Source organism: Streptomyces alanosinicus (assembly GCF_014650595.1).
GTDB lineage: Bacteria > Actinomycetota > Actinomycetes > Streptomycetales > Streptomycetaceae > Streptomyces > Streptomyces alanosinicus.
Map to the genome: position 1 here is coordinate 13534 of NZ_BMVG01000028.1, position 14288 is coordinate 27821.

Annotated in this window: 12 protein-coding genes and 1 tRNA gene; 10 read left to right on the plus strand and 3 right to left on the minus strand. The window is 64.6% G+C overall.

The genetic code is table 11. The features are described from left to right. The first annotated feature begins 65 nt into the window (after positions 1-65). The 8 genes from IE277_RS34625 (at position 66) to lysX (ending at position 8335) form a co-directional block, all read left to right on the plus strand. Positions 66-929, plus strand: coding sequence for a GNAT family N-acetyltransferase (locus IE277_RS34625; protein ID WP_189957704.1), 864 nt, complete (start codon positions 66-68; stop codon positions 927-929). A 583-nt stretch (positions 930-1512) separates the two neighbouring features. Next, positions 1513-2172, plus strand: coding sequence for a phosphotransferase family protein (locus tag IE277_RS49770; RefSeq protein ID WP_373310957.1), 660 nt, complete (start codon positions 1513-1515; stop codon positions 2170-2172). Then, positions 2169-3134 (plus strand): radical SAM/SPASM domain-containing protein, encoded by a 966-nt coding sequence (locus tag IE277_RS34635; protein ID WP_189957706.1) that lies wholly within the window; start codon positions 2169-2171, stop codon positions 3132-3134. The genes IE277_RS49770 and IE277_RS34635 overlap by 4 nt, the downstream gene beginning before the upstream one ends. Before the next feature lie 68 nt (positions 3135-3202). Then, on the plus strand, positions 3203-3838 hold the full coding sequence (locus IE277_RS34640; RefSeq protein ID WP_189957707.1) for a phosphorylase family protein: 636 nt from the start codon (positions 3203-3205) through the stop codon (positions 3836-3838). Next, positions 3838-4533, plus strand: coding sequence for an SDR family oxidoreductase (locus IE277_RS34645; RefSeq protein WP_189957708.1), 696 nt, complete (start codon positions 3838-3840; stop codon positions 4531-4533). Before IE277_RS34640 ends, IE277_RS34645 begins: the two co-directional genes overlap by 1 nt. After that, positions 4533-5363, plus strand: coding sequence for a nucleotidyltransferase family protein (locus IE277_RS34650; protein WP_189957709.1), 831 nt, complete (start codon positions 4533-4535; stop codon positions 5361-5363). The genes IE277_RS34645 and IE277_RS34650 overlap by 1 nt, the downstream gene beginning before the upstream one ends. Beyond that, entirely contained in the window at positions 5360-6622 is a 1263-nt protein-coding gene (locus IE277_RS34655; protein WP_189957710.1) for an aminotransferase class I/II-fold pyridoxal phosphate-dependent enzyme, read from the plus strand. The genes IE277_RS34650 and IE277_RS34655 overlap by 4 nt, the downstream gene beginning before the upstream one ends. Before the next feature lie 222 nt (positions 6623-6844). Further along, a complete protein-coding gene (gene lysX / locus IE277_RS34660) occupies positions 6845-8335 on the plus strand; it encodes a bifunctional lysylphosphatidylglycerol synthetase/lysine--tRNA ligase LysX (RefSeq protein WP_189957711.1) in 1491 nt (496 codons plus the stop codon). A gap of 327 nt (positions 8336-8662) precedes the next feature. Here the strand turns inward: lysX and IE277_RS34665 are convergent. The 3 genes from IE277_RS34665 to IE277_RS34675 form a co-directional block, all read right to left on the minus strand. Next, positions 8663-8736, minus strand: a tRNA-Lys gene (locus IE277_RS34665). Positions 8737-8929: 193 nt separating this feature from the next. Then, the gene (locus tag IE277_RS34670) at positions 8930-10027 is read right to left on the minus strand and encodes an ATP-grasp domain-containing protein (protein ID WP_189957712.1); all 1098 of its coding nucleotides are present in this window, start codon (positions 10025-10027) and stop codon (positions 8930-8932) included. Positions 10028-10124: 97 nt separating this feature from the next. Beyond that, positions 10125-10295, minus strand: a complete 171-nt coding sequence (locus IE277_RS34675; RefSeq protein WP_189957713.1) for a hypothetical protein — start codon at positions 10293-10295, stop codon at positions 10125-10127. A 1248-nt stretch (positions 10296-11543) separates the two neighbouring features. On the opposite strand from IE277_RS34675, the gene IE277_RS34680 reads away from it, so the two are divergent. Next, positions 11544-12866, plus strand: coding sequence for an NsdA family TPR-like regulatory protein (locus IE277_RS34680; protein WP_229882172.1), 1323 nt, complete (start codon positions 11544-11546; stop codon positions 12864-12866). 73 nt (positions 12867-12939) lie between these two features. Then, the gene (locus IE277_RS34685) at positions 12940-14112 is read left to right on the plus strand and encodes a serine hydrolase domain-containing protein (RefSeq protein WP_189957774.1); all 1173 of its coding nucleotides are present in this window, start codon (positions 12940-12942) and stop codon (positions 14110-14112) included. The last annotated feature ends 176 nt before the right edge of the window (positions 14113-14288 follow it).

Below are 14288 nucleotides of genomic sequence, written 5' to 3' on the forward strand. Positions count from 1 at the left end.
GGGCTCTGTCACCTGACCAGCGGAATCCCGCAGGCGCACATCGACAGCGCGAGTAATCGTGAGGTATGCGCCTGGGGCAGTGGCACCTCACTGAAGATGTCGACGGCTTTCTCGACCGAGCCGGAGCCTTTCTGCAGTCACGCCCTGCGCTGCACACCCTCCCGCTGACAGTAACCGAGTCCGTACGTCAGCGTGGGGCGGGCGCGTATGGCGCCGGGACTCCGATTTTCGGCTGGCTGGAGCGGGGAGGGGAGGCGTGCGCGGCTCTCTTCCACACCCCACCCCACCGTCTCGTCCTCACCTCCCTCACCCCCGAGGAGGCCGACGCCCTCGCAGCTCACCTGGCCACCCTTGGGCGCTCTCTGCCCGGGGTCAGCGGGGACAGCGGCACCGCTACCTCCTTCGCTGCGGCTTGGCAGCGGCACGTGGGTGCGACGCCGTCGCTCTACGAGCGCCAGCGTCTCTACAGACTCGATGCTCTCACCCCACCGGAGCCAGTCCCGGAAGGCCGAGGGCGCGTCGCGGGAGAGCAGGACCGCGAGCTGCTCATGTGCTGGTATCACGAGTTCGTTGATGCCATTGGCGAAGTCCCCTCCTCCGAAGCGAGCTCCTGGGCCGACACTCGCATCGCCAACGGGAGGATCAGGCTCTGGCAGACCCCGGACGGCACCCCTGCATCCATGGCGGGTGTGACCCCGATGGTCGCCGGCCAGATCAGGGTGGCCCCTGTCTACACGCCGGCGCACCTACGCGGCCGTGGCTACGCGGCGGCCGCGACGGTCGAAGTGAGCCGGGCTGCGCTAGCCGTGGGCGCGGCGGAGGTCGTACTGTTCGCGGACCTTGCCAACCCCACCAGCAACGGCCTCTACCAGCGGATCGGGTACCGCCCGGTGACTGACTTCGCGCTGTACGACTTCTCGCCGCGGTAAGCAAGGAGTGAGTTGAGGGGCTCGCGGAGGTTCCATAACGAGCTGTATAGCGAGCACTCCCCCCACCTGAGGCGGCGCCGACAGCATTACGCGAGAGTCCTCGACTGACGATGGCGCCAGGGCTCCACTCGAACCCACTGCCTTGATCTTGCGGGCGCGCACAGCCGCGGCTCCGGCCTGCGAACCGGCGCGACCGGGGTTCGGCCTAGCCGGAAGACGCCGCCGTGGAACGCCGCATCACCTGAGTGATATCACGCCCGAGATGTGCCAACCACCCGTAGCTCTTAGAGAGTTGGGGCAGTGCCGGGAACCCGTCACGGCCATGAAGATGGCTGAATCGCGTCAGTGAAATCCTTCATGCATCACATGCAAAGTCAAGGAGATTCCCGTGGAAATGGGATCGGTGGATATCGCAGGCGAGGAGGGGCACGGCGCCGGATGGACACCCGTTCATGTCGATCGTTCGGGACGTTCGCTGTGGCACGTACCAGGGTCGGGAACATCAGGGGCGGGCACCGGGCGGTACATCAAGCAGTACGCAACCCCGGCCCCGTATGAGCGAGAATTGCGCGCGCTGCAGCAGATGCCGGACGGTCTCGCTCCGCACATCTTGGAGCACCGCCGGAATCCACCGACGCTGGTCCTGGCGGAGGTCCCCGGTGTGCCGCTCGACGATCCAGCGGCTGGGCATCCATCCAAATGGATGCAACAAGTACTGGAGGCGGTGGTTGCATCCGTAGGGCTGCCAGGACCGTGGCCGTACGACCCACCGACTCAAATCACCGAGCTTCAAGCAGAGTTAGCTGCCGCCCTCGGCTCCCGGGCGCCAGCGAGCATCCGAGCACTCCACAAGGCGATACAGGAGCCGTTGCGAGTTGCCTGCCACGGGGACGCCACCCCTCCCAACGTGCTTGTCGATCCTGAGCAGCCTCGGGCGTGGTTGCTGGACTTCGAGTTCTACGGTCCAGGGGACCCGCTGCACGATATCGCTGCCCTTTGCCTGACTCCATCCCTGGACCTGCTAGCAGGCACACGCCTGGAACTACTCCGGCAGGGACGTCTGATGGTCGAGGCGAAGACGGAAATGTCTCTGGCCGACCGGATGGCTGGAGCTATCGCCATTTGGGCGGTTCAGTGCGCGGCCTGGCATCGCCGCCACCGCCCGGCAACGGACGGGTTCGAGAAAGCCGTACTCGCTAACGCGACCCATGCAATCGAAGCATCTGAAAGGGGACTGCTATGACCAAGACGGTGGGGGATCGCTGCCGATTCCGTCCTCCTGCGGAGGGTGCCACGGTTGTATGGGAGGTCACCAACTACTGCAATCTGGCATGCAAGCACTGCCTGTCAGACTCTTCACCACAGATCCCTCGTTCGGGCGATCTCAGCACATCACGCTTCCTCGACGCCGTGCGAGAAATGGTCTCCTCTGGGGTGACCGAGTTCTACCTGACCGGCGGTGAACCGTTTGCCCGAGAGGATCTCGTTGAGATCATCGCCGCCATTGATCCGAAGGTAGCCGAGGTATACGTCAACTCGAATGGCTACTTCATCACGCAGGAAACCGCTGAATCTCTGCGCGGGACTGCCCTGCGCCGAATTACGGTGAGCGTGGACGGACACAATCGGGAGTCGCAGGCACTTGTGCGCAACAAGCCGACATCGTTCGACCGAGCCATAGTTGCGGTTGAACGTCTCCTGGCTGCTGGGGTCCCCGTCCGGGTATCCCATGTTATTCACCCCGGGAACGTGGAGCACGTGGCCGCGTTCTGCGCTGAGATGGCACTTCTGGGCGTCGAGGCGCTGGTCATCAACTCCGTGTTCCCTGCCGGGCGGGCTGCCCGTCACCCGGAGCTGGGCCTTTCGCCCGAGCGCAAGCAGCGACTGTTTGAGGAGCTCACCGAGCTCCAGGAGAAGTACAAGCAGCTCGGCATGCAGATCGACCACAGCCTCGGGAAGCCGCAGCCCAGCGATGTCGAGGGGTGCCCCGCGGGGCAGTCGGTGTTCTTCGTGGCGCCGAACGGGGACCTGGCCACGTGCTCGTGGCTCTACAAGTTGGACCAGGACCGCTTCCGTCTCGGAAACCTGGAAGAAGCGTCCTTCACCGAATTGCGCACGGGCGTGGAGTCGATGATGCGACCGGTCCGAGAACTGGCCACAGCTTGCCCGCTTCCCCTGCTTTCGCTGCCGGTGATCCAGTCGTGAGAGCACTAGCACAGCCGATCTCCAACCAGGCACACGTGCCGGACGAACCGTGGCGCCGGCGAGCACGCATGACGCTGCTCGGCTGCGATTGGCGCGGTCGCGAGATGCTCCTGACCCCGATCCGCAGCATCCACACAGCCCTGGCCCGCGGCGGAACGGAACGCGACGGCTGGTGGCGCACTTCCTTGATCGGGGACGCCGCCGTCGTACACGTTCCTCAAGGCACAGCCGCCAAGGACATCGTCTTCGCACTTCCCCAACCAACTCGGATCACGTTCGTCGGCCTGGCCGGTGGCCTGCGGAACCAACCGGTCGGCACCACTGTGGACCCGGAGTCTGCCTTCATCGCAGAACCCTCTGCGGGAAAGCCCAGCCAGTTGACCTTTCCCGCCGACCTGTCGTTTCACGCTCGTAGCCATCCGACCAAGTCACGCCTGCCCGGCGGGGTCGCCGCAACGGTCGGTTGCCTAGCCGACTCCACGCTTCTTCACCACCGGCTCGCGAGCATAGCTGACTACGTCGACATGGAGAGCGCCCATCTGTTGTCCGCGGCTGCTCTCGCCGGCCACCAGATGCGGTGCCTGCTCGTCATCTCGGACCACAACCGCGACGGTGATGTGTTTACGAGCACTCCGGAGCGGATCGCTGCCGCGGTAGACGACCTATGCCAGGCCATCCAAGAGGACCTGACCGGAGGCCAGTGATGAACCAGACCATGGAGCGTGTCGCGGTTATTACCGGAGGAAGCCTCGGAATTGGCGAGGCAATCAGCACCCAGCTGCTCAACCTCGGCTGGAAAGTCCACATCCTTGCCCGGCGAGCCAGCAGCTACATCCACGCCGATCACGAGGGCTGCCGTACGCACGATGTGGATGTTCGCGACCTCGACGCCGTTAAACACTCCGCTGACGCTGTGGCGAGCTCCTGCGAACGCGTCGATGCCCTGGTCCTGTGCGCGGGAGTCGGCTACCCGACGCCGCTCTCCTCCGCGAGCCGCGCCCAGTACGACGAACTCTTCGACACGAACGTGGCCGGGGCGATCTTTTCCACCCAGGTGTTCACGCCTCTGCTTCGTGACGGCCAGGCGGTGGTCACGTTCGTCTCCTCCATCGCAGGACGCCGGGGCTTTGCCGACTGGTCCCTGTACTGCGCCTCCAAGCACGCGCTGGAGGGCTTCGCCGCGAGCATGCGAGACGAGCTCCGGCCACGCCGCATCAGAGTGACGAGCGTCCAGCCCGGCTCAGTCGATACACCTTCCTACGACCATCTGCGGTCCGAAGAGAAGAAGGAGTTCATGGATCCCGAGTCCATCGCTGAGCTGACTGTCGCGGCAATTCAGCTTCCTCCGCAAGCCTGCGTGGAGACGCTGTTCGTCAACAATGCAGTGGGGGACCTGTGATGCCTCGCGAGATCATCGGCCTGGATGAGGCGGACCGCATTCACGAGCAGCTCGGCAAGCTCGTCGAATTCCACCTGCCCGAGGCGGTGGTGGCATTCACCAGCGGGAGCTTGCCCTTTGGCGCCGCCGTCCGCGGAATCAGCGACATCGACGTCAATGTCGTCCTCCCCGCTGACACGAAGCCTGACGACGCTCTCTTTGACCGCCTGAGGGGCTTCATCGACGATTACCGCAACCTGCATCACCAGCATGGGATGCGCCTCGACTGCCGCTACCCCGGCGAATACTTCACCGTCGGCCAAGCACACGACGCCGCAGCAGGCCGAGGTATCCCCGTGATCAACGGCAAGCCGGCGCTTCCCCGAGAGCTGGGTGACTCTTACTGGGACAGCAGTGAGGACACCTGGTACCTGGCCTGGATGGGCGCCTTGGCGTTCAGTCGGCACGTAGCCGGCAACAGAGACGTCCTCGCGGCACTGCGTAGGCGGGCGTGGGCCACCATCGTGACCCTGTGCCTCCCCGACCTCAGAAGCAGAGACTTCGATGCCGAAGACGTCATGGCCCGCATCCTCGACAAGGACCACCCCAACGGTGGCTTCGGCGTCCATCCCGGCTACCGCAGATTCGCAGAACTGGAAGCCGCTCATTGCCGACAGGCTCTAGCAGACCTCTCCACCTCCGGAATCCTTGCCCGCCAAGAGAAGGACAGCTTCTTTGTCGAGGACGACGAGCTCCTTAGCTGGGCTACGGGCCTCGCTGCCCGTCACCGAAACGGCTTCCACGCCGCGTCGCTTCTCACCGTGGCCTCCAGCCTGAGGCTCGCCATATGAACACACCAACACTGTTCTCCGACCTTCACGTCGCCCACGACTGGCTGGCCGGCCGTGGACTTCTCCCGCCAGAGCGCCGGAGCGAGACGCTACCCACCCCACTCGTACGCCTCCACGATGGCAGCACAGTGGTCTCCTTCTGTTCGAACAACTACCTCGGCCTTAACCACCGCCCCGAAGTAAAGGCCGCAGCCACCCAAGCCCTGCACGAGCACACCCACGCCACCAGCGAATCCCGCCGTCTCGGAGGCAACCTCGGGCTACTCGGACAACTCGAATACGAACTCGCCGAGTTCAAGAAGCAGCCCTCGGCCCTCATCACAGCGACCGGGCTGTTGGCCAACATCGCAGCCGTCCACGGCATCCTCGATGCTAGCGAACTAGCGCGCCGCTGGTACGGATCCCCGCCGCCCAGCAGCCACCCGGTGGTCATCTACGACGAGCTGTGTCACCGCAGCATCCAGATGGGAGCACGGGAATCCTCGGCCGAACGGGTTCGCTTCCGCCACAACGATGCCGAACAGCTGGCCGACATCCTGGCCGTGTACATCGGGCGCGCAATCCTCGTCGTCACGGAGGGGGTGTTCAGCATGGACGGGGACATGGCGGATCTCCCCAGCCTCGTCGAAGTGTGCGATGCGCACGGAGCAGTCCTTATGGTGGACGACGCTCACGGCACAGGCGTTTATGGCGCCGACGGATCCGGCACGGCCAACCACTTCGGTCTCACCGGCCGCGTCCCCCTCCAAGTTGCCACCCTCAGCAAAGCCTTCGGGGGCATGGGAGGAGCCGTTCTAGGTGATGAGCGGACGATCGCGATGCTCCGTACCTTCAGCTCGGGCTACCGCTTCACCTCGAGTCTGCCGGCAGAACAGGCGGCAGCGACCATCGCGGCCCTGCGGATCCTGCGAAGCGAGCCGGCAGTACGCGAGACCCTCTGGGACAACGTGCGTCGGCTCCGCACCGGACTGGCCCGCATGGGTATCCATCCGCCAGGCGACGGGCCCATCGTCCCCCTCCATATGGGGACACCACGAGCAGCGGCAAAGTTCGAGGAGCTGATGCTCGACAAGGGGTACTGGTGCGTCGCCGTCACCCCGCCAGCGGTCTCTCCGGAGGCATGCCGTGTCCGTCTCACCGTGTCAGCCATGCATAGCAGTGAGCAGATCGACGGCCTTCTCGAACGAATCAACGATGTCTCTTCACAGGCCCCTGCGCTCATGGGATTGGCGCGTAGTTACGCAGGAAGTGCCACTTGACCTGCCCAGATCCAGCCTTGATCTCTCGTGACGGCTCGCTCGACCCACGAGTGAGCCGCTTCGGCACGCTGGAAGGGAGCGCGACCCAGATGACGACAAGCTGTACGCGGATGGCAAACAGCCGAGTAGACGGCCAACGTGGCGTCCAGAGACTGGCCTTGACGGTGCAGAAGATCCTTAACGGCGGCGAATCCGCAGGACGTTTCCGCCTATCCTTGTGCCATGAGTGACGAGATCTACGAGGGTGCCCCGGAGCAGATGCGCGTCCGCCTGGAGAAGGTGGCGCGGCTCCGAGAGAACGGCGTCGAACCGTACCCGGTGACCTACCCGCGCACGCACACCATCGGCGACGTCCGGGTGAAATACCCCGACCTGGAAGCCGACACGGTGACCGGTGAGAAGGTCGGGATCACGGGACGGGTAATGCTGTCCCGGATCGGCGGCAAGCTCTGCTTCGCCACCCTTCGCGATGGGACCGCGGACATCCAGGTCATGATCTCGCTCGCGGGCGTCGGTGAGGAGGCGCTCAAGGCATGGAAGCGCGACGTAGACCTCGGTGACCACATCGGCGTGACGGGCGAGGTCATCTCGTCCAAGCGTGGCGAGCTGTCGATCATGGCAGAGAGCTGGACCATCACGTCAAAGTGCCTGCGGCCGCTGCCGGAGAAGCACGCCGGGCTGACCGACCCTGAGGCGCGCGTCCGCTACCGCTATCTCGACCTCATCGTCAATGACGAGGCCCGCAAGATGGCACACCTGCGCAGCAACACCGTGCGGGCGATCCGGGACTTCTGGCACGCTGAGGGCTACCTCGAGGTCGAAACACCGATGCTTCAACGGATCCACGGTGGCGCTGCGGCCCGGCCGTTCAAGACCCACATCAACGCCTACAACATGGAGATGTATCTCCGCATCGCGATCGAGCTTTACCTGAAGCGGCTCGTCGTCGGCGGCATCGAGAAGGTCTTCGAGATCAACCGGAACTTCCGGAACGAGGGTGCCGACTCCACGCACAACCCCGAGTTCACGATGCTCGAAACCTACGGCACCTACCTCGACTACAACGACATGGCCGACCTCACCCAGCGGTCGATCCAGCAGGCCGTCGTCGCTGCGTTGGGTACGACCGTGGTCGTCCACGACAACGTCGAATACGACCTGGGCCTCGCCGAATGGCCGCGGAAGACCGTCTACGGCCTTGTCTCGGACGCCCTAGGCGAGGAGATCACACCGCACACCCCGATCAAGGACGTCCGTAAGCTCGCCGACGCCCGTGACGTCGCTTGGGAAGCCAAGTGGGGTCAGGGCAAGCTCGTCCAGGAAGTGTTCGAGGAGCTCGTCGAGCACACAATCATGCAGCCCACGTTCGTCATGGACTACCCGGTCGAGACCTCGCCGCTGACCCGCCAGCATCGCTCCGAGCCGCTCCTGGCAGAGAAGTGGGATCTGATCGGCTTCGGCGCCGAACTGGGCACCGCCTACTCGGAGCTAGTCGACCCAATTGAGCAACGCCGACGCCTCACCGAGCAGTCCCTGCTAGCCGCAGGCGGCGATCCGGAAGCCATGCAACTCGACGAGGACTTCATCCATGCCCTGGAATACGGCATGCCCCCCACGGGCGGCATGGGCATGGGCATCGACCGCCTGATCATGGCCTTCACCGGCAAAAATATTCGCGAAACCATCCTGTTCCCTCTGGTGAAGCCCAGCTGACACGGTTCCCAGCGTTCCAACGGGAAGCCGGCACAGGGGGCCGGTGGATGGACTCGGGAAGTGAGGATCTCGTGGGCTCCGGCGTTCGTTTCTGTTGCAGAGGTGTCATCGGAGAGCCGCGGTCTTGGACCACGATCTGAGGCGCATCTCGATTTCGGCTGGGGCACCATGTGACCGAGTCGAGTGGCGGCCCTCTTGCCCAGAGAGCTCGATTGTCGCGTCGAGGGCGTGGCCTGCCACCGCCCCTCGATGCCCTCGGGAGGAACGCCAAAGGCCGCCCACCTCAAGGAGGTGGGCGGCCTTGCCAGTCGAGCAACATGGCGAGAGTGCGCCGCCAGGGACTCGAACCCCGGACCCGCTGATTAAGAGTCAGCTGCTCTAACCAACTGAGCTAGCGGCGCCTACTGACTCGCAAATAGTACCTTGTCCATGAGGGCACTCCGGCTGCGTCTCCGCCAGCGCGTCGAAGTCGCCAGTCCTCGGGCTTGGGAAGCATCTCGCCTGCCAAGGTGTCGGTCCCGGGGCCCCAGGCGAGAGTTCAGGACCTCGGTGTGTCCTAGCCAACCGCGTGACTGCTCCCGCCTCCCAGGCGTCTCAGTCATCGGTTTGACCCATGTGGAATTGCATGTCGATTAATCTGGCTATTTCCCGCAGGACGGTTTCGTACAGATGCTCAACGAGAACTGCCTGGCTGTCGCCGAGCGAGGCGAAGCCGTCGAGCTCAGGGGCACTGTTGATCTCCAAGACGACGCAATGTTCGTCGCTCCGGTCTTCGTGCGCCACATCGTGGTGGGCCTGGGATGGGACGAGGTCGGAGTGCTCCACCCTGAGGTCGACCAGGAGGTCCACCCCTGCCAGGCGCAGTCCCGCAGTCTGGGCCGCGCGGACCGCCAAGTTGAGAACATCCGCCGGGAGTGCCTGAGACAGGTCGACTATGTGCGCCCCGGTCGCGACATTGGCGGCATCCGCGAGAGGAACGTATTCGCCGCTGCGTGGTACACGATGCAGTCCGCCTTCTCGTCTCGCCAGCCGGGCTGCGGCTTCACCGTGATCCGGAAGCCGCTTTGCCGGCCCAGCGATCTTACTATTGGCATACAAGTCTTTGAGAAGCAGCTGGATCGAACGGCTGCCGTCACCAACGAGTACCGGCGGGATACGGCAGTACGCTGCGATTGGTGAACCGTCAAGCACCAGGACTCTGACATCGTGCCCCGGGACGAAGGGCTGAACGAGAGCGATCTTGTCCATGCGCAAGGCCCGCTTCACGGCGTGACACAAGGCTGACATGTTGTCGACCTTCTCGACCCCTTGGCCGCCGTAGCGGCTATTAGGCTTCACGACGAGCGGCCAAGAGTGCTGCATAACGAAGTTGTTAAGCTGCCGGTCGATTACCTCGTCAAGTGCACGGATCGGGAAGCTTGATGGAACCGGGATGCCGGCATTCGCGAGGAAGTGCGCGCAGGCGTACTTGTCCCGCGCAAGGTCGGCGCTACCGGAGCGATTGATGTCGAGGTTGCCATGGCGAAAGTAAGCGATCCGGCCATTGGGGAACTTGAGCCGGGCCGCTTCGCGTCCCCATGGTTCGAGTTCCAGTACAATTCCCATCTGGGGCGCCACCCGAGAAATCACCTTGTACGCGAATGGAATGTCCGTGTCGGAGGGTCGATGGACCGCCCCGATTTCCTTCTCCATGAGTCCATCCTTGATTCCTTTGAGCTGTCACCGACCGATGCCCAGCGTGGCTCAGGAAGGCGGATCGAGCACATCACCGCCGTGATATGTCCACGCCCTACCCATGGCCGTCGCTCGTCGCGGGGTCCTTCGGGCCGTGAAGGATCTGGCCTGTGAGCTCGATCGGTACATCGAGGCCTTCGAGCAGCACGGTGATCTCGTCGGTGTTGGTGAGTAGTCGGCGCATGCCGGACACCGCGGGCGTCTTGGTCGTGGGGATTGCCGACACGGACATCCTCTCCTCGATGAACCGAGATACCGCTTGGGGACGGAAGGCCACGACCGCACTGATCCTGGGCGCCGTCGAAATGTGAGACGTCATCGTGAAGCGTTGAGCAACAGCACGTGGGGCTGATCTCCACCCGACCTGTGGGATCTAAAGGACGGAGCCCTCCATGGACCCATAGATCTCTCTGCGGGCCATACTCAGGGCTCGGCGCAGCGCAGCGGGTTGCGTAAGAGCACTGGGGGAACTGGGCAACCTGTGCCAGTGCAGACCGGGCGGCCCGGTCTTGCCGCTGATGGAACGATGACGTGGCACTTCAAACCGAGCGCGATCGTCGGGCACGTCACCCGGGCATGCCATGCCGCACGTCGGGCTCATCTCGATTCGGCCTCGGCATTCGGAGCATAGGGCCGGTGAGTTCCGCTGGAGTACCGAGCCCTGCAAGTAGCTCGGTGATCTTGTCGATGTTGGTCAAGCGTCGTGCCCTTGACTCAAGCATGGACAGGAATGCTTGGCTCAGCCCTGTGAGCTCAGCCATGTCGCTCTGCCGTAAGTCGCTGGCCACACGCACCAGTTGACACAACTTTCCAAAGTCACGAGCGACCAGTGCTTCCTGAACATCGGCACGGGCCCACACATCGCTTGCCACGCAGGGAACTGGTCCAGGCTGATTCCGCGTACTGCGCGCACAACTGCTGCAGTATGCCTCCTCGTTGTACCGGCTGAGGATGCAACGGCACTGCTTGCACCGGCGGGTGCGCTGCCCTAGGCCCTCATCTACAGCCGGTGCTGGTGCGGGCTGCTGCGCTCGGTCGCCGGAGACGGCCAGCCAGGGCATCGCCAGAGGCGACGCTTCCTCGGCGGGTGGGCATGGAGCCTGATGTGCAAAACCTCGCCTGCTGGAGGTGCCGACCAGCACTAGATCGCCCGCGGGCTGCGCGGTGATCGCCGACAGACCCGTCGACAGGGAGGTTCTCGTCGCCGGATAGCGCATGGCGAGGCTCCATCAGTAGATCGGTGATCTTGCGCGGAACCGAGCTCGCTGAGTTGGGTTTCTGAGATCCGACGATGCCCCGAGCCCGAGAGCGCACCGGCCTGGCAGATCAGTCAAGCCATCTGGCGAGCAGGTAGGAACGTTTCTAGGGGGTTTCTCTCGGCGCTGAGGGCTCCCATGTGCACGTCAGGTGGGTAATCTCGCCATCGTCGAACGAGGACGACCGGAGGCGTGACGTGACTGGTGAGTCATTAGCAATGCACCCGCTGACCTTCGTCCGCCAGTCGAAGGGCTGGGGAAAGGCCGAGCTCGGACGGCTCATGCAGGTACGCGGCAAACAACTTGGCATCCCCCTGGCGACCAATCGCACAACCGTATGGAAGTGGGAGCAGGGCCAGGAGCCGGACGCCGACGCCCAGCGCGTCCTCGCTGACTTGCTTCAGGTTCCTTACGAACAGGTTCGGGTGGAGGGATGGCCGCGATGGCTCCCCGTGTGGGAAGTTACCGGACTCACGGCGCCCTGGACTGAGGCGGGCACCGTTGAGGCCCTGGCTGATTTAGTGGGGAGTGGCCGCATGGACCGTCGGGGATTTCTCACCATCACTGGTGCCGCACTGACGGGTCTCGCAGCGAGTTGGGCCGGGGCTCCCTACGCCTTTGCCTCCGCGCTCAACGGGGACCGAGTCACGGACACGATGGTCTCGACGATCGAACAGCGCATCAGCACACTCCGGACCCTCGACGACCAACTCGGGGGCGCCCGACTGCTGGAGCAGGCACGCGGCGATCTGGCTCTGATCACCAGTCTCCTGAGCGCCGGCCGGTACACAGACGAGATCCGCGTCCGCCTGTACGCCCTGGCGGCCCGGGTGTCCCATCTGACCGGCTGGATGGCCTACGACGCTGGGCTGCGATCCGCGGGGCAGCGGTACTACATCGGGGCCCTACGCGGCGCCCGCACCGCTGGGGACGACGCCTTCGGGGCCTTCGTCCTAGCGGAGATGGGAGTTCACGTCTCCGAGGCCGGACGGACCGCCGAGCGCGTAGACCTCATCTCGACCGCCATCGACAACGCTCCTCGAACGCTGACGCCCTACACCCAGTCCTTCCTCTACCTGCATAAGGCCGAAGCACTGTCGCGAGACGGCGACCACCAGAGGGCCGGTACGGCGCTGAACCGTGCCGCTGCCCTCTGGGAGCGCCACACATTGGAAGAAACCCCGGACTGGCTCGACTGGTTCGGCGAGGCGCAACTGAAGTCGACCGAAGGCAAGGTACTGCTACGTGCCGGCCAGGTGGAGAGCGCAACGAGCTCGCTGGAGACCTCCGTCAAGAAGGCCGCCCCACGGGACAAGGCGGTACGGTCCAGCCGTCTGGCTGAAGCCCGCCTCGCCGGTAATGACCTGGACGGGGCGCTCGACGCCGCGAACTACGGCGCCGGACTCCTAGAAGACAAGGTCAGCTCCGTACGGGCACTGGACCGCCTGAAGGAATTCTCCGAGCGACTCGAACCGCACAAATCCGTTCCAACCGTCCGCGACTTCCGTGAGCGCCTTCGGGCGCTGCCCGCCGCGAACTGACAGGCAGCGCCTTGTGCGAGACAGTGAGCCAGCCCTCCTCGCGGCAGGCGGCCAGAATGCCAGGATGAGCGACATGACGACGATCGACGGTGAGGTAGCGGCCGGGTTCGAACCGGTGCTAGAGGCGTTCGCGGCGAACTTCGACCGGCACGCGGACATCGGCGCCGCGCTCTGCGTGTACCACGACGGTCGGCCGGTAGTGGACCTGTGGGGTGGGGTCACGGACCCCAGCATCGGTTATCCGTGGACTCGGGACACGCTGCAACTGGTCTACTCAGCAACCAAAGGCGCGACCGCGACTGCCGTACACCTACTGGCCCAGCGCGGCGTGCTGGACCTGGACGCACCGGTGGCCAGGTACTGGCCGGAGTTCGCCGCGAAGGGCAAGGCGGATATCCCTGTGCGCTGGCTGTTGTCCCACCGTGCCGGCCTAGTGTCGCTGGACCAACCCGTGCCGTTGGCCCAGGCGTTGAGTTGGCAGCCGATGGTGGCGGCACTGGCCGCTCAGCGTCCACAGTGGACTCCAGGTACCGCGCACGGATATCACGGCCGGACCTGGGGATGGCTGGTCGGCGAGGTGATCCGTCGAGTGTCCGGCCGTACTCCGGGACGCTTCTTCGCCGACGAGATCGCCTCCCCTCTCGGGCTGGACTTCTTCATCGGATTGCCGGCCAGCGAACGCGGCCGGGTCAGCCGGATGGTGTACCAGCAGCCGGAGATCGACTTCACCGCCCTGCCACCGGAGGCGGTCCCCGAGGAGCTTCGTGAACTGGTTGCCGCCTGGCGCGACCCGGACTCGCTCTCCAACCGCGCGTTCGCGGTCACCAACCCCGCTGATATCGACTTCAACTCGCCAGAGGTGCAGGCTGCTGAGCTCCCGGCCTCCAACGGCATCGGCACCGCCCGCGGACTCGCGCGCATGTACGCCGCGCTGATCGGCGAGGTCGACGGCATACGCCTGTTCACCCCGGAAACCCTCGCATCGGCCACAAAGGAACAGGCCAGCGGGGTGGACCAGGTGATGGTGGTCCCGAGCCGGTTCAGTTCCGGATACATGCTTCCCACCGCGACCACCCCGATGACCGGACCGAACTCCTTCGGCCACACCGGTCGAGGCGGCTCGCTCGCCTTCGCTGACCCAGAGCACGGCATCGCCTTCGGCTACGTAATGAACCACATCATTGGCGGCCCCGACGATATGCGTGCAGCGGCGCTGGCCGAAGCAGTGCGAAAGTCGCTGGGGTGACGGACAAGCGCCCTGGGCTATGGGGTGTTTGTGCGTTTCGTCCGCCATCGCTGTCACGCTGCCAATTCGCGTAGGCGGCAGCATCCTGATCGTGGGGGCAGCTGATTCCGGCGAATGCGAAGGGGTAGGCCCAAGAAGCCGACTTCCGGGCAATTCGCGCCGCCTCCACCCGCTTA

Bases quoted from the DNA above. Each gene is read 5' to 3' on its own strand.
- IE277_RS34625 (WP_189957704.1), top strand. From the start codon at position 66: ATGCGCCTGGGGCAGTGGCACCTCACTGAAGATGTCGACGGCTTTCTC.
- IE277_RS49770 (WP_373310957.1), top strand. From the start codon at position 1,513: ATGCCGGACGGTCTCGCTCCGCACATCTTGGAGCACCGCCGGAATCCA.
- IE277_RS34635 (WP_189957706.1), top strand. From the start codon at position 2,169: ATGACCAAGACGGTGGGGGATCGCTGCCGATTCCGTCCTCCTGCGGAG.
- IE277_RS34640 (WP_189957707.1), top strand. From the start codon at position 3,203: ATGACGCTGCTCGGCTGCGATTGGCGCGGTCGCGAGATGCTCCTGACC.
- IE277_RS34645 (WP_189957708.1), top strand. From the start codon at position 3,838: ATGAACCAGACCATGGAGCGTGTCGCGGTTATTACCGGAGGAAGCCTC.
- IE277_RS34650 (WP_189957709.1), top strand. From the start codon at position 4,533: ATGCCTCGCGAGATCATCGGCCTGGATGAGGCGGACCGCATTCACGAG.
- IE277_RS34655 (WP_189957710.1), top strand. From the start codon at position 5,360: ATGAACACACCAACACTGTTCTCCGACCTTCACGTCGCCCACGACTGG.
- lysX (WP_189957711.1), top strand. From the start codon at position 6,845: ATGAGTGACGAGATCTACGAGGGTGCCCCGGAGCAGATGCGCGTCCGC.
- IE277_RS34670 (WP_189957712.1), bottom strand. From the start codon at position 10,027: ATGGAGAAGGAAATCGGGGCGGTCCATCGACCCTCCGACACGGACATT.
- IE277_RS34680 (WP_229882172.1), top strand. From the start codon at position 11,544: ATGCACCCGCTGACCTTCGTCCGCCAGTCGAAGGGCTGGGGAAAGGCC.
- IE277_RS34685 (WP_189957774.1), top strand. From the start codon at position 12,940: ATGACGACGATCGACGGTGAGGTAGCGGCCGGGTTCGAACCGGTGCTA.